The organism is Dialister sp., from assembly GCF_036343215.1.
Classification (GTDB): domain Bacteria; phylum Bacillota; class Negativicutes; order Veillonellales; family Dialisteraceae; genus Dialister.
Window position 1 is genome coordinate 138,851 of record NZ_JAZASU010000002.1, and the last position, 13,947, is coordinate 152,797.

General features: G+C 49.1%; 13 protein-coding genes and 1 riboswitch. Of the genes, 4 read left to right on the forward strand and 9 right to left on the reverse strand.

From position 1 onward, the window contains the following. Window positions 1-78: 78 nt before the first annotated feature. From rbsB to VZT47_RS01900, 8 genes are all read right to left on the reverse strand, one after another. On the reverse strand, window positions 79-972 hold the full coding sequence (gene rbsB, locus VZT47_RS01865; RefSeq protein WP_442877410.1) for a ribose ABC transporter substrate-binding protein RbsB: 894 nt from the start codon (window positions 970-972) through the stop codon (window positions 79-81). Between the two features lie 39 nt (window positions 973-1,011). Next, entirely contained in the window at window positions 1,012-1,950 is a 939-nt protein-coding gene (locus VZT47_RS01870; protein ID WP_330223286.1) for an ABC transporter permease, read from the reverse strand. A gap of 2 nt (window positions 1,951-1,952) precedes the next feature. Next, complete coding sequence (locus VZT47_RS01875; RefSeq protein WP_330223287.1) at window positions 1,953-3,434, reverse strand: sugar ABC transporter ATP-binding protein; 1,482 nt, start codon at window positions 3,432-3,434, stop codon at window positions 1,953-1,955. 12 nt (window positions 3,435-3,446) lie between these two features. After that, window positions 3,447-3,851 (reverse strand): D-ribose pyranase, encoded by a 405-nt coding sequence (gene rbsD / locus VZT47_RS01880; RefSeq protein WP_330223288.1) that lies wholly within the window; start codon window positions 3,849-3,851, stop codon window positions 3,447-3,449. Beyond that, on the reverse strand, window positions 3,839-4,729 hold the full coding sequence (gene rbsK, locus VZT47_RS01885; protein ID WP_330223289.1) for a ribokinase: 891 nt from the start codon (window positions 4,727-4,729) through the stop codon (window positions 3,839-3,841). The genes rbsD and rbsK overlap by 13 nt, the downstream gene beginning before the upstream one ends. A gap of 319 nt (window positions 4,730-5,048) precedes the next feature. Next, a complete protein-coding gene (gene fumC, locus VZT47_RS01890; protein WP_330223290.1) occupies window positions 5,049-6,437 on the reverse strand; it encodes a class II fumarate hydratase in 1,389 nt (462 codons plus the stop codon). Window positions 6,438-6,608: 171 nt separating this feature from the next. Beyond that, the gene (locus VZT47_RS01895) at window positions 6,609-7,973 is read right to left on the reverse strand and encodes a phosphomannomutase (RefSeq protein WP_330223291.1); all 1,365 of its coding nucleotides are present in this window, start codon (window positions 7,971-7,973) and stop codon (window positions 6,609-6,611) included. Continuing rightward, window positions 7,973-8,278 (reverse strand): YerC/YecD family TrpR-related protein, encoded by a 306-nt coding sequence (locus VZT47_RS01900; protein ID WP_330223292.1) that lies wholly within the window; start codon window positions 8,276-8,278, stop codon window positions 7,973-7,975. The genes VZT47_RS01895 and VZT47_RS01900 overlap by 1 nt, the downstream gene beginning before the upstream one ends. A 289-nt stretch (window positions 8,279-8,567) precedes the next feature. Beyond that, a riboswitch (SAM riboswitch) is annotated at window positions 8,568-8,667 on the forward strand. A 50-nt stretch (window positions 8,668-8,717) separates the two neighbouring features. On the opposite strand from VZT47_RS01900, the gene VZT47_RS01905 reads away from it, so the two are divergent. From VZT47_RS01905 to VZT47_RS01915, 3 genes are all read left to right on the forward strand, one after another. After that, window positions 8,718-9,755, forward strand: a complete 1,038-nt coding sequence (locus VZT47_RS01905) for a methionine ABC transporter ATP-binding protein (protein WP_330223293.1) — start codon at window positions 8,718-8,720, stop codon at window positions 9,753-9,755. After that, window positions 9,736-10,389, forward strand: a complete 654-nt coding sequence (locus tag VZT47_RS01910) for a methionine ABC transporter permease (RefSeq protein ID WP_330223294.1) — start codon at window positions 9,736-9,738, stop codon at window positions 10,387-10,389. The genes VZT47_RS01905 and VZT47_RS01910 overlap by 20 nt, the downstream gene beginning before the upstream one ends. An 89-nt stretch (window positions 10,390-10,478) precedes the next feature. Beyond that, entirely contained in the window at window positions 10,479-11,321 is an 843-nt protein-coding gene (locus VZT47_RS01915) for a MetQ/NlpA family ABC transporter substrate-binding protein (RefSeq protein WP_330223295.1), read from the forward strand. 98 nt (window positions 11,322-11,419) lie between these two features. Here VZT47_RS01915 and VZT47_RS01920 read toward each other — a convergent pair whose 3' ends face one another. Further along, window positions 11,420-12,205 carry a gamma-glutamyl-gamma-aminobutyrate hydrolase family protein gene (locus VZT47_RS01920; RefSeq protein WP_330223296.1) on the reverse strand — a complete coding sequence of 262 codons (786 nt, stop codon included), beginning with the start codon at window positions 12,203-12,205 and terminating at the stop codon, window positions 11,420-11,422. A 357-nt stretch (window positions 12,206-12,562) separates the two neighbouring features. Here VZT47_RS01920 and VZT47_RS01925 point away from each other — a divergent pair, with 357 nt between their 5' ends. Beyond that, window positions 12,563-13,762, forward strand: a complete 1,200-nt coding sequence (locus VZT47_RS01925) for an MFS transporter (protein ID WP_330223297.1) — start codon at window positions 12,563-12,565, stop codon at window positions 13,760-13,762. The last annotated feature ends 185 nt before the right edge of the window (window positions 13,763-13,947 follow it).

The window sequence follows — 13,947 nt, forward strand, 5'->3', positions numbered from 1 at the left end:
TTTTACCCGGATATATTTCCACGCAAAAAGACCACGGGCAGATGCCCGCGGTCTTTTCGGGTTGTCAATTTATTTCAATTATTTCTTTTCTACCAGCCTAAGATCTACGGCAATGTTCTTTTCCACATTTTCGCCTTTAGCCAGTTTGAGTGCGATATCTACGCCGATTTCACCCATCTTGTCCGGCTGCTGGGCAATGGTAGCAGCCATGGAACCATCATTGACTGCCTTTACGCCGTCATCAGTTCCATCAAAACCGATAACGAAAATCTGCTTGTTGGCAGCTTTGGCAGCACTTACTGCACCAAGAGCCATTTCATCATTCTGTGCGAAAATAGCCTTTACGTCCGGGTTGCCCTGGAGAATATTTTCAGCAACGGTCAGGCCCTTGCCGCGATCGAAGTCTGCATTCTGTTTAGCAAGGACTTTCAGTTTCTTGTCAGCTACATTATGAAAGCCCTGGCCTCTTTCACGGGTAGCAGATGCGCCGGGGATACCTTCCAGTTCAGCCACCGGAGTCTGTTCACCCAGTTTGGAAACGATGTATTCGGCTGCCATTTCGCCGCCTTTGACATTGTTGGAAGCGATGTGGGCTGCCACTTCGCCCTTATCAGCGGAACGGTCAATGGTGATAACCGGAATCTTTGCCTTGTTGGCTGCCAGTACAGAGTTGGAAACTGCAGCGGAGTCTACCGGGTTAACGATGAGGACGCTGATATTTCCCTGAAGCAGATCGGCGATATCATTGGACTGTTTAGCCGGGTCATTCTGGGCATCAACAATCTTTACAGTCACACCTGCTTTTTCAGCAGCTGCCTTGACGCTGTTGGCCATGGTCACGAAGAACGGGTTGTTCTGGGTGGATACGGAAAAGCCGATGGTCATCTTTTTAGAACCGGATGCAGCACCATCTGCTTTTTTATCAGAAGAGCCGCCGCAGCCTGCTGCGGAAATAAGAGCTGCGCCAATCATGGCAGCCAATGCGATTTTCTTTAACACTTGTTTTCCTCCTTAGTTTTTCTTACGATCCATAAGTACTGCGAGCAAAATAACGATACCTTTGACAACCTGCTGATAGAAGCTGGATACATTCAGTATATTAAGACCGTTATTCAGGGTACCGATGATGAGTGCGCCAATCAGGGTGCCGGAAATACGGCCTTTGCCGCCGGAAAGGGATGTGCCGCCCAAAACGACTGCCGCAATAGCGTCGAGTTCATAACCCATGCCGGCTGTCGGCTGGGCACTGTTCAGGCGGGCTGTCAGGATGGCGCCTGCGATAGCGCAGAGACATCCTGTAAGAGCATAAGCGAAAATCTTGATTCTGTCAATCTTGATGCCGGAAATATAGGAAACCTTTTCATTGCCCCCTACTGCATAAGTCTGACGGCCAAGAGGAGTCTTCTTCAGGATGAAGTACAGAATGAAGAAAGCGATCAGCATAACGATAGCCGGCACAGGAATATCCAGGATAAATCCCTGACCGAAAGCGGTAAAAATCGGATCTTCGGAAAGGCCGGAAATCGGGTTGCCGTGAGTATATACGAGTGTACTGCCGCGATAAATGGTCATCGTTGCCAGGGTAGCAATAAAGGGGGCTACCTTGCCATAGGAAATAATAATACCGTTAATAGCGCCAAGCAGGATACCGATGAACGCGGAAAATACGATAGCCATTTCCGGATTCGTGCCTTTGGCGATCATGCTTGCCATAAGTGCGCTGGACAAGGCCAGGATACTGCCTACAGAAAGATCGATTCCGCCGGTCAGGATGACAAAAGTCATACCGAAGGCGATGAGGGCATTGATGGAAATCTGGCGGGCCAGATTCTTCAGGTTGGATGGATCGATAAAGCTGTCATTTAATGCGGAAATGACGATAAAGAGAAGGATCAGTCCAATCAGCGGACCCATTTCTCTTACCATATTTTTGATTTTTTCGGAACTCATGCTTATTCTCCTCCGGTTGCAAGTGTCATAATTCGTGTCTGGGTGGCATCTTTATGTTCCACGATGCCTGCCACTTTCCCTTCATGAATGACAAGAATCCTGTCGCTCATGCCGATGACTTCGGGAAGCTCGGACGAAACCATGATGATGGACACGCCGCGGGCGGTGAGTTCATTCATCAGATCATAAATATCTTTCTTGGCCCCGATATCAATCCCCCGGGTCGGCTCATCAAGAATCAGGAGCTTCGGCTTCATGCCCACCCATTTGGCGATAACCACTTTCTGCTGGTTCCCGCCGGAAAGGGTGCTGGCAGCCAGATTGATATCCTGCGCCTTGACGCCGAGCCGTTTTGACAATTCCTGTGAGAAATTGAATTCCTCTTTATCATTGATTACATGGCCTTTGGCCAGTCTTTCCTCACTGGGAAGGGCAATATTTCGTTCAATAGAGAAATCAAGAATGAGTCCTTCGGTCTTTCTGTTTTCCGTAATGAAACCGAAATCATGACGGATGGCATCGAGGGGATTCTTGATGGTGATTTCTTTGCCTTCCAGATACAGCTTGCCCGATTCATGAGGATCCACGCCAAAGATGGCACGCATGATTTCCGTACGGCCGGCGCCCATGAGCCCTGCCACGCCCAGGATTTCCCCCTTGCGCAGATTGAAGCTGATATCTTTGAAAACTCCGGGCTGGTTGAAATGTTCCACCCGGAAGACTTCGTCTCCCGGCACGTTGGTGCGGGCCGGATAGTATTCACTCATCACACGGCCGACCATATCTCCTACAATCTGGTCCATATTCGTTTCTTCCGTGGGCCTGGAGCTGATGGTCTGGCCATCGCGCATGACCGTAATAGTATCGCAGTTGGCAAATACTTCTTCCATGCGGTGGGAAATATAGATGATGGAAACCCCTTTCGCCTTGAGTTTCCTCATGACTTCAAAAAGGCGGTCCGTTTCGCGTTCTGTCAGTGCTGCCGTTGGTTCATCCATGATGACCGTTTTCGCATCCAGCATGAGGCTTCGGGTGATTTCAGTCATCTGCTGCTGGCCCACGGAGCATTCGCCTGCAATTTCATCCAGCGGAAGATCGATGCCCACTTCTTTGCATTTATCCTCTGCCATTTTTCGCATTTTTTTGTAGTCGATCAGGCCGAATCCTGTTTTGGGCTGATTGGTAAGAAAAAGGTTTTCCAGTACCGTCAGGTTCGGCCAGATGTTCAGTTCCTGATGAATAAAGGCGATGCCGTGTTCTTCCGCATCCTTATTGTTACGGAAGGTCACTTCTTTCCCATCCACCATGATCGTCCCGGCATCGGCTTTATGGATACCGGTCAGAATATTCATTAACGTGGATTTGCCGGCCCCGTTTTCGCCCATGAGGGCATGAACCTCACCGGGACGGATGTGCAGATTGACTCCGCCCAGTACTTTGTTCGTACCGAAGGACTTGCAGATCCCTACCATATTTATATCCATAAGTACTCCTCTTTAGAAGATGACTCCGGACTGGAGAATAATATTGGAAAACGGAGTGACTTCACCGGTGCGGATCACCGCTTTGCAGTCCTTTTCCCGGGCTTTCAGTTCTTCATGATCTTTCAGCAGGACCCATTCCACCTTGTCTTCCGGGAATACTTCCTGCAGCGCTTTCCACTGGGCCGGATTCTTTTCCTTTGTCTCCGGCGCCAGATAGATTTTTTCGATCTGCATGTATTTAGCCATCTCTATGACCACTTCAATGAAAAGAGGCTCCCTGAACCGGAGAGCAAGGTCAATCTTCGGTACTCCTGCCGGTACCGGCAGGCCGCAATCACCGACGCAGATCTTGTCTGTATGGCCCAGGTCTGCCAGCACTTTGGCAATATGACTGTTCAGAATTCCTACTTTCTGCATGTAAGCATTTCCTCCACTTCTTTACGCCAGGGCATTCCCCCCTGGGCACCAATCTTTCCGACAGAGAGCGCTGCAGCCGCATTGGCAAAACGAATGGCCTCCCGGATGGAAAGGCCCTCACAGCGTCCGGCCGCAAAAGCTCCATTAAATGTATCTCCGGCACCGGTCGTATCGACTACAGGGACATGAAAACCGGGAACGTGAACAATTTCATTTTCTTCCCCATAAACCACGCCTTCGCTTCCCACGGTCATGATGACTTTGCCCGCATGGGATTTCAGGATTTCATTCCGGTCCATGCCATGGAACATGAGGGCCGCTTCGTGTTCATTGGGGGTGATGTAGGTCACTTTGTCAATCCAGTCAGACGGGATGTCCATATAGGGCGCAGGATTCAGCATGACCGGCACATTTTCCTCATAGCAGCGGTCAATGATATAGCCGATGGTATCCATGGGAATCTCATGCTGCAGCATGACCAGATCCGAAGTACGGATGATATCAAAAGCGTCATCCACCACTTTCCTCGTTACCCGGTCATTGGCCCCCTTGAGAACGATGATACTGTTATCCCCCTCGGCCAGAATGATGTGGGCAGTCCCTGTATTCACATCATCCAGTACAGATACGTAGTCAGTCTTTACCCCGCTGTTTTGGAGAGCTTCCAGCATACCTTTCCCATAGGCATCATTGCCCACGCAGCCGATCATGTATACTTCTTCGCCCAGCCTGGCTGCGGCAACGGCCTGATTGGCTCCCTTGCCGCCGGGAGAAACAATGAGTCTCTTCCCTATGACGGTTTCGCCGGCCAGGGGCCTCCGGTCCGCTTCCACGGTAAGGTCCATATTGCAGCTGCCGATTACAGATATATGACCCATACAACCTCCTGTATATAAAAATATAATCTTATCTATTTTATAACAAGTGAACGTTACTATTCTAGCACAAAACGGGTTCAAATGGGGGACGGACCAATTTTTTCTTCACGAAAATATAACATAATGGAAATAAAATATCTTTATAATGACCAAAGAGTAAGGTTTCTTTTATTATATAAGATAAAATCGGACCCGTTAAGGCCGGTTCTGTAAAGGAAATGTAAAACATGAAATAAAATATTTTATTTCCCATCATGAAACAAAAAGCAAATATAAAACAGGATGGATTCGATCCACCCTGTTTTATATTTGCTTTTATTTATCTGTCTACATTGGTCATGTCTTTCGGTACCACCCAGGCATCGAATTCTTCTTCCGTCACATAGCCAAGCTTCAAAGCAGCTTCCTTGAGGGAGCTCTTGTCCTTGAAAGCGGTCTTGGCGATGGTGGCAGATTTTTCATAGCCGATGTGTGGGGAAAGAGCGGTAACGAGCATGAGCGATTTATTGACCAGTTCATTGATCCGTTCCAGGTTCGGTTCGATGCCTACAGCGCAGTGGATATCGAAGGAATGGAGCACATCGCCCAGAAGGCGTACGGACTGGATGAAGGAATGGGCAATGATTGGCGCATATACGTTCAGTTCGAAACGGCCCTGGGAAGAAGCGAGAGCAATGCAGGCCTGGTTGCCATGGACACGACAGGCCACCATGGTCACCGCTTCACACTGGGTCGGATTGACCTTGCCCGGCATGATGGAAGATCCCGGTTCATTGGCAGGAATGGAAAGTTCTCCAAGGCCTGCGCGGGGGCCTGCGGCGAGGAGGCGGAGATCATCCACCATCTTCATGGCATCCGTAGCCAGGGCTTCCAAAGCGCCATGACAGAATACGAAATCGTCACGGCCGGTCAAAGCATAGAATTTATTGGGTTCGGAGTAGAAGTCGATTCCCGTTTCTTTGCTGATGGCAGCAGCGACTTTTTCGCCGAAACCCTTCGTCGCATTGAGACCCGTACCAACGGCAGTCCCACCAATGGCAAGTCCATGGAGATGGGTTTCTGCCTGCTGGATCATGGCTTTGGATTTCTTCAGCATTTCAGCCCAGCCGGAAATTTCCTGGCCCAGTGTAAGGGGCACGGCATCCTGGCAGTGGGTACGGCCGATTTTGACAATATGCATGAAATCTTCACTCTTCTGATCAAGGGTGGCAATCAGCTCATCCAGCTGTTGATACAGTCTTTCATGAAGCACCTGGACGGCAGCTACATGGGAAGCCGTGGGGAATGTATCATTGGAGGACTGGCCATGGTTGACGTCGTCATTCGGATGAACCCGTTTGGAGCTTCCTGCCTTTTCCAGTTTTGCATTGGCAATATGAGCAACTACTTCGTTCATATTCATATTGCTCTGGGTACCGGAACCGGTCTGGTAAATTTTCAGCGGGAATTCATTGGGCCATTTGCCATCAAGGATTTCATCGCAGGCTTCCATGATGACTTTTGCCTTGTCCGGATCCAGCTCGCCTTCTTCCATATTGACGGCAGCAGCGCTCTTCTTCAGAATGGCAAAAGCCCGGATGATTTCACGGGGCATTTCCAGATTGCCGATTTTGAAATTTTCAAAAGACCGCTGGGTCTGGGCGCCCCACATATGGTTGGCCGGTACCTTCACTTCACCAAGGGAATCATGCTCGATACGATATTCCATAATCATACTCCTTTGCAGAAAATGTTACAGGAACTGCTAATATTATTTTACCATAGACCGACTACCCTGTATTCGTTTTTTCAAGGGCCCATATTAAAGATTATATTTATAGGCCGCCATAGCGTTTCCGTCCCGCGCAAAAGCGCCGGAGGTCATCCCCCGGCGCTTCAATCACAAAGATTTGATGAAATTGATAACTTCGTTTTTCTTTTCTTCCAGAAGCGGCCGGTCATGTTCCGTTTCCATATTGAAACGGATCAGGGGCTCCGTGTTGGACGGGCGGAGGTTGAACCGCCAGTTGTCAAATTCCACTCCTATGCCATCGGTAAGGTCGATATGGACCGCAGACTCTGCGTATTTCTCCCTCACTTTTTCAATGACATAACTGCTGTCACTGACCGTGAGATTGATTTCCCCGCTGCAGGGGAATTCTTCTTCCATGGCCGCCACGAGCTCGCCCAGATGCTTTCCCTTCTCACTCATGATCTGGGTCACAATGAGCCAGGGAATCATGCCGGAATCGCAGTAGGAAAATTCACGGAAAAAGTGATGAGCCGAATTTTCCGCGCCATAAATGGCTTTGACTTTCCTCATGGTCTCTTTCATAAAAGCATGACCGCCCTTGGATTCCACACCCTTTCCGCCAAGGTCATAGCAGATTTTCCCGGTACACCAGAAGACGCGGGGATCATGAACGATGGTCTCTCCCGGATTTCTCTTCAGAAAATATTCAGAAAGGAGGACCACCATGTAGTAGCCTTCCACAAAATGACCATTTTCATCAATGAAGAAACAGCGGTCAAAATCGCCGTCCCAGGCAATACCAAGGTCAGCTTTTTCTTTCAGCACTTCTTCTACAAGAGGCTTCCGGCATTCTTCCAGCATGGGATTGGGAACGCCATGAGGGAAAGACCCGTCAGGCTCCATATTGAGTTCCGTAAATGTAAAGGGCAGCCGGGTTTTCAATTTTTCAAAAACCACATTGGCACAACCATTACCGCCATTCACCACGATATGGAAGGGCTTTATTTTCTCCGTATCCACGAAAGAAAGGACTGTTTCTACATAATCATCCAGTATTTCCTTTGTAAAAAGTCTTCCCTTCGCCGGTGCATCCTCAAAATTTCCGGAGAACGCAAGATTTTCGATATCCTTCAACCCCGTGTCCGCACTGACCGGAATGCCTTCCTGACGGACAATCTTGATGCCGTTATAATCGGAAGGATTATGACTGGCAGTAATCATAAACCCGCCATCCATGCCATAATAGAATGTCCCGAAGTACATCATTTCCGTGCCGCAGAGTCCTATATCATAGACATCCGCTCCGCCATCCATGAGTCCTTTGGCTGCAGCCGCTTTCATACTTTCTGAACTTGGACGGACATCGCAGCCGATACACATGGTTTTCGGATGATACAGGGAAGCATAAGCCCTGCCTACCCGGTAGGCAAGCTCTTCATTCACCTCCGTGGGCACAATGCCGCGGATATCATAGGCCTTGAAACCTTCATGGGAAAGATCGAGGGGCTCCATTATTTCTCCTCCTTCTCTGCCAGCCTTTTCAGCACGGTAGCATAGCCGTCAGCGCCATATTTCAGGCACCGTTTCACCCGGGAAATGGTGGCGGTACTGGCACCGGTTTTCTTCTCAATCTGGTCATATTTCTCGCCGGCCTCCAGCATTCTGGCCACTTCCAGACGCTGGGACATGTCGCGAAGTTCGTTGATGGTGCAGAGGTCTTCAAAAAATTCATAGCATTCCTCTCTTGTCTTGAGCTGAAGGATGCCGTCAAAGAGATTATCTGCCAATGGGTTGATCAGTCTCTGGTTCACGCTCATACTTACCTCCTTTATGAAAGAATCCCGCCCCTTTCAGGACGGTCTCATTTACTTTAGTATATTATAGCATTAGCGTCTAAATGGCGCAAAGAGTTATTGTGCTGAAACAGGAAAATCCGGTAAACAGATTTTAAAAGACGCCGTGGCAAATAATATTTCTCATGTAAAATGCCAAAATTTTTAAGGAAGCCGCAAAGAATGTCGCCTTTTAAAAAAATTACTATTGACATTATCAATTATTAAGAGTACTATAATTTCAACCGCACAAAGTGCGGTCCATCTTCATACAGATTCATCATGAGTGGCGGAGGGACTGGCCCTTTGAAACCACGGCAACCATTCTCAGGAAACGGTGCCAATTCCAGCGGATTTGATCCGAAAGATGATGCAAAAATCCCCTTCATCTTTCATGAAGGTTTTTTTATTATAAGGAGTCACAATGATTGAATTAAAGCATATAACGAAATTATATGGCAGTTTCAAGGCACTGGACGACATCAACCTGACTATTAAGGACGGTGAAATCTTCGGTATCGTCGGGCAGTCGGGCGCCGGGAAATCGACCCTGGTCCGCTGCATCAATATGCTGGAACCCCCGACATCCGGCGAAGTCCTCATCAATGGAAAAGATATGATGAAGCTCTCCAAAGGTCAGCTTCGTGAAGAAAGAAAGAAAATCGGCATGATTTTCCAGCATTTCAATCTGCTTTCCAACCGCACCGTGGCAGGAAATGTGGCATTTCCCCTGGAACTTTCCGGCGTGCCGAAGGCGGAGCAAAAAAAGAGAATCGATGACATTCTCGATGTGGTAGGACTCACGGAATATAAGAATAAATATCCTGCCCAGCTCTCCGGCGGACAGAAACAGCGTGTGGGCATCGCCCGTGCCATTGTTTCCAACCCGGACGTCCTTCTTTCCGATGAAGCCACCAGCGCCCTGGACCCGGAAACAGTCAAATCCATACTCTCCCTCCTGAGAGATATCAATAAGAAACTGGGCATCACGATTATCCTCATCACCCACCAGATGGAAGTCATCAAGGAAATCGCTGAACGGGTGGCAGTCATTGAAAAAGGGAAAATCATTGAAGAAGGTTCCGTGGTCGACCTTTTCACGAACCCCCAGACGGAAACGCTGAAGAAATTCGTGGGCTCCGTCATGTCCTCCGACGTACCGGAACAGCTTTCCCACATGAACATCACTCCGGAGAAAAAGTCCGATGCCGACCAGACTGTCATCTCCCTCAAATTCCGGGGCGATGTGGCCAATGAACCGATCATTGCCAACCTGATCCGACAGTACAATCTGGACGTCAGCATCCTCTACGGTTCCATCGATTATATCCAGAATGTGTCCTTCGGCCGGCTCATCATCATGATTGACGGTGATGAAGGAAATATGAATGATGCTCTCAATCATCTGAAAGAATTGCCAATTACAAGCGAGGTGATCGGATATGTCCGCAGTGATAACTAATCTTCTTCTGAAATCCCTGGCAGAAACTATTTACATGCTGTTCTTCTCCTCCCTGATTTCTGCTGTTGTGGGCATCCCCCTCGGTATCCTCCTCGTAGTCACTGAAAAGGACGGAATCCTTGCCTGCCCGGTTCTTAATAAGCCTCTGGCATTTATCATCAATATGGTCCGTTCCATTCCATTCATTATCCTCATGGTTGCCATCATCCCGTTTACCCGGCTGATTGCAGGCACTTCCATCGGGACTACGGCAGCCATAGTTCCTTTGACCCTGGCAGCCATCCCCTATACGGCCCGTATGGTGGAAACTTCCATCCGTGAAATCCCGTCGGGCCTCATTGAAGCTGCCGAATCCATGGGCGCTTCCCCTCTCCAGATCATCTGGAAAGTCCTTATCCCGGAAGCTCTCCCTTCCATCATTGAAAGTTTGACCGTAGTCATCGTATCCCTCATCGGCGCCTCTGCCATGGCGGGTACCATCGGCGGCGGCGGCCTTGGTGATCTGGCTATCCGCTATGGATATCAGCGTTTCCAGGCCGATGTAATGATTGCTACCATCATAGTCCTGGTCATCGTGGTCCAGCTTATTCAGCTCGTCGGCAGCAATCTGGCCAAGAAAATGGATAAACGTTAAACAGGTATGTAAATGAGCGGTCATCTGCTCTTTATATAAACCGCATCCTTACATGCGGCTCATTTTAAAAAGAGAAAGGAAGTATTAGTATGTTGAAAAAATTAGCAATCGCCGGCCTTTGCGCACTCTCCGCAGCAGCATTCATTACCGGCTGCGGTTCCAGCCAGAAAACGGCAGCTTCTTCTGCAGCCGCTGCTCCGCAGGAAAAGAAAGAAATCACTGTCGGTGCCACTGCAGGCCCCCACGCTGAAGTCGTTGAAGCCGCTGCCAAAGAAGCAGAAAAGAACGGCCTCAAAGTAAACGTCAAAGAATTCTCCGATTACATCACCCCGGACCAGGCCCTGGCAGATGGGGATATCGACCTCGTCGTATACCAGCATGAACCATTCCTGAAGAATTTCAACAAACAGCACAATACCGACCTTGTGTCTATCGGCAAAGCCATCCTCATGCGCATGGGTATTTACTCCAACAAATACCGTGATCTGAAAGCCATCCCGGACGGTGCCGTCGTTTCCATTCCTAACGATCCCACCAATGAAGGCCGCGGCCTGGAACTTCTGGAAAAAGCAGGTCTCCTGAAGCTGAAGGAAGGCGTCGGCATGAAAGCCACTCCGGCCGATGTAGTAGAAAACCCGAAGCACCTGAAATTCAAGGAACTGGAAGCTGCCCAGCTGCCGAGATCCCTGGATGACGTGGACCTCTCCGTCATCACCATGAACTATGTCATGAGCGCAGGCCTTTCCCCGAAAGACCAGGGCCTCTTCTGGGAAGATGAAAATACCCCGCTGGCCGTCATGATCATCGCCGCAAGGAACAAGGACAAAGATCAGCCGGCTTACCAGAAATTCGTCAAGTATTATCAGTCTGACTCCGTCAAGAAATTCATTGCTGAAAAATACAAAGGCACCATCGTTCCGTCCTGGAAGTAATCGAATCATAAAGGAAATAGAAAAGCAGCCCGCTTTGGCGGACTGCTTTTTTTACTGGTAGATGCTCCCGGAATGTCTTCAGATCAGAAATGGTATTCTCAGCCCAGTTTTTCGCTCCCATCGGAGAAGGAAAAACTGGTTGGCAGGAACGGCTTGATAGCGTCCGTGGACGATGCAGAGGCCGCTTCCGTGAATGCTTCAAAAATAGCCATATCCAGACCATCATAGACATAGGAGCATTCAGGGTGCCACTGGACTGCCCACAGGAACTTTTTGGACGGTGCGTAAACCGCCTCGATCAGCTCATCTTCGGAATAGGCCATGGGAACGAGGCCGGGAGCCAGTTTCCTGATGGCCTGATGATGAAGGGAATTAACGCCCATGCAGGACACGCCCAGACGGTCATGCATCGGAGTCCCGGGGATAATGGTATTCAGATGAGCCACCCAGTCATAGGAGAAATCCATATTGTGCTCCAGCCCGTGAAGCGACGGGCGTTCCGTATGAATATCCTGATACAGGGTGCCTCCCATCAATACATTGAACAGCTGCAGCCCCCTGCAGATTCCCAGGGCCGGTACATCCCGCTCCAGGCAGTAACGGAAAACCATGGTTTCCAGTTTATCCCTGTCCTCACAGACATACCCGCAGAGTTCGGATTTTTCCTCTCCATAAAGAGAGGGGGAAATATCGGGACCACCGGTGAAGAGGAAGCCGTCAAAATCATCACGAATCTCTTTAAAATCCTCTTCAGAAAGGTGGAGGGGAAGGATGACCGGTATTCCGCCGGCTTCACGGACCCCATCCATGTAGCCCGGCAGCATCCATATACTGTCCTTCTTTTCATCCCACAACGGCATAACTCCAATCTTTGGCTTTCGCATAGTAAGCACCTCCAGTAACGATGGCGGAAAGCCTCTGCCGGAAGCTCAATCCGCCGAAATCAGGATGAAATAAAAACCATAAACCCATTTCCTTCCTAAAAAATAGCGGCGCCTGCCCGGGAGAGCAGCGCCGTTACTGACCTTTTAAGCAAAAGACGCTGCTCCATGAGCAGCGCCCTTGCTTTTATGAATTTCTATGCCTGAATTATATTTGATTTCTGCTCCTTTGTCAAATGATTCCCTGTCTAAAATTAATCTATAACGATATACAAATGATTTAACCGACTAAAATCATTTGTACACCCCTATGATATAATATTAGTGTTTAATCTATATTGCATAGTAAAGGACCATCTTATGCGTCTATTGCAGCTATTCCCTGCTCTTACGGTAAAAAATTACAGGATCTTCTGGATCACCCAGTGGGTGGCCCTCATCGGATTCTGGCTCCAGCTCACGGCCCAGCAGTGGCTGGTGTACACCATGACCGATTCCGCTTTCCTGCTCGGACTCCTTTCAGCCTGCCAGTTTGCGCCCAGCCTTCTCTTTACCCTTTTCACCGGCTTCTGGATTGACCGGCACAACAAAAGAAAAATCCTTCTTGGCACCCAGTGCACCTACATGGTGCAAGCCGCTCTTCTGGGGCTGCTTCTCTGGACAGGAAATGAAACGTACCTCTGGATTCTGTTTTTTGCTTTTTTCGTCGGTTCCATCGATGCCTTTGATATGCCTGCCCGCATGGCCTTCATGCCCGAGCTGGTGGGGAAACAGGCACTCCACAGCGCCATCAGCCTGAATTCCGCCAATTTCAACCTCACCCGCATGATTGGACCGCTGCTCGCTGCATTCCTGCTGAATTATATTTCCTACAGTTCCATTTTCTTCCTCAATGCCCTCTCCCTCATCCCCATTGTCATCGCCTACGCCCGGATGAACGTCAATTCGGTGGTTGAGGAAAAGCCGGAAAGCCACCCGCTGAGGGAAATCAGGGAAGGTCTCCTCCAGGCGCGGAAAAATCCCATTATATTCAAAAACCTCATTGCTGCCGGTCTGGTGAGCGGCCTGATATTGAACCTGGGGACCTATGGGCCTCTCTTTGCAGACAGAGTCCTTCATGCGGGTATCAATGGATTCGGATCCATTCTTTTTGCCGCCGGCACAGGCTCCATGATCTGCGGCGTCCTCTCGGCCACGGCGAGCCGCCAGTTCTCCCGGAAATTCATTTTTGGAAACGCCATCGCCTGCGGTCTTATTCTTATGGAGGTCAGTCACGTCAGTTTCCAAATTCCTGCCCTCATCATATTCGGTATCCTTGGCTTTTCCCTGACTCTTTTCCTCATCAACTGCAATGCCTCCATCCAGGTGGCCTCTCCCAAAGAATACCTTGGACGCATCATGGGACTTTATACCTTTGTATTCCTCGGAAGCGCTCCTTTTGGTTCCCTTCTCGTATCCACGATTATCGAATTCATCGGAACATCCATGGGACTCCTCGTAGTAGGAGCTTTGGAAATAGGACTCCTTTCCATCTTCGCCCGGCCCGATGAGAAAAAGTGATAAAAAATAGCAAAATCCATCAAAAATCTTCATTTTAAAATAGTTTTATCCCCATAAAAAAAGCAGTGAAAGCACAAGCCTTCACTGCTTTTTTATGGAAGAAATACAAAGCTCTCAAAGCGTTATTTTTCCAGCTTTTCTGCCTTTCTTAATGCTTCTTCTCCCGCTTCAATGACTTCTTTCAC

Excerpts from the sequence above, each read along its gene's own strand:
- VZT47_RS01915 (WP_330223295.1), top strand. The coding sequence starts at position 10,479 with ATGTTGAAAAAATTAGCAATCGCCGGCCTTTGCGCACTCTCCGCAGCA.
- VZT47_RS01895 (WP_330223291.1), bottom strand. The coding sequence starts at position 7,973 with ATGGAGCCCCTCGATCTTTCCCATGAAGGTTTCAAGGCCTATGATATC.
- fumC (WP_330223290.1), bottom strand. The coding sequence starts at position 6,437 with ATGGAATATCGTATCGAGCATGATTCCCTTGGTGAAGTGAAGGTACCG.
- VZT47_RS01925 (WP_330223297.1), top strand. The coding sequence starts at position 12,563 with ATGCGTCTATTGCAGCTATTCCCTGCTCTTACGGTAAAAAATTACAGG.
- rbsK (WP_330223289.1), bottom strand. The coding sequence starts at position 4,729 with ATGGGTCATATATCTGTAATCGGCAGCTGCAATATGGACCTTACCGTG.
- rbsD (WP_330223288.1), bottom strand. The coding sequence starts at position 3,851 with ATGCAGAAAGTAGGAATTCTGAACAGTCATATTGCCAAAGTGCTGGCA.
- VZT47_RS01870 (WP_330223286.1), bottom strand. The coding sequence starts at position 1,950 with ATGAGTTCCGAAAAAATCAAAAATATGGTAAGAGAAATGGGTCCGCTG.
- VZT47_RS01905 (WP_330223293.1), top strand. The coding sequence starts at position 8,718 with ATGATTGAATTAAAGCATATAACGAAATTATATGGCAGTTTCAAGGCA.
- VZT47_RS01900 (WP_330223292.1), bottom strand. The coding sequence starts at position 8,278 with ATGAGCGTGAACCAGAGACTGATCAACCCATTGGCAGATAATCTCTTT.
- VZT47_RS01875 (WP_330223287.1), bottom strand. The coding sequence starts at position 3,434 with ATGGATATAAATATGGTAGGGATCTGCAAGTCCTTCGGTACGAACAAA.
- VZT47_RS01920 (WP_330223296.1), bottom strand. The coding sequence starts at position 12,205 with ATGCGAAAGCCAAAGATTGGAGTTATGCCGTTGTGGGATGAAAAGAAG.
- VZT47_RS01910 (WP_330223294.1), top strand. The coding sequence starts at position 9,736 with ATGTCCGCAGTGATAACTAATCTTCTTCTGAAATCCCTGGCAGAAACT.
- rbsB (WP_442877410.1), bottom strand. The coding sequence starts at position 972 with ATGATTGGCGCAGCTCTTATTTCCGCAGCAGGCTGCGGCGGCTCTTCT.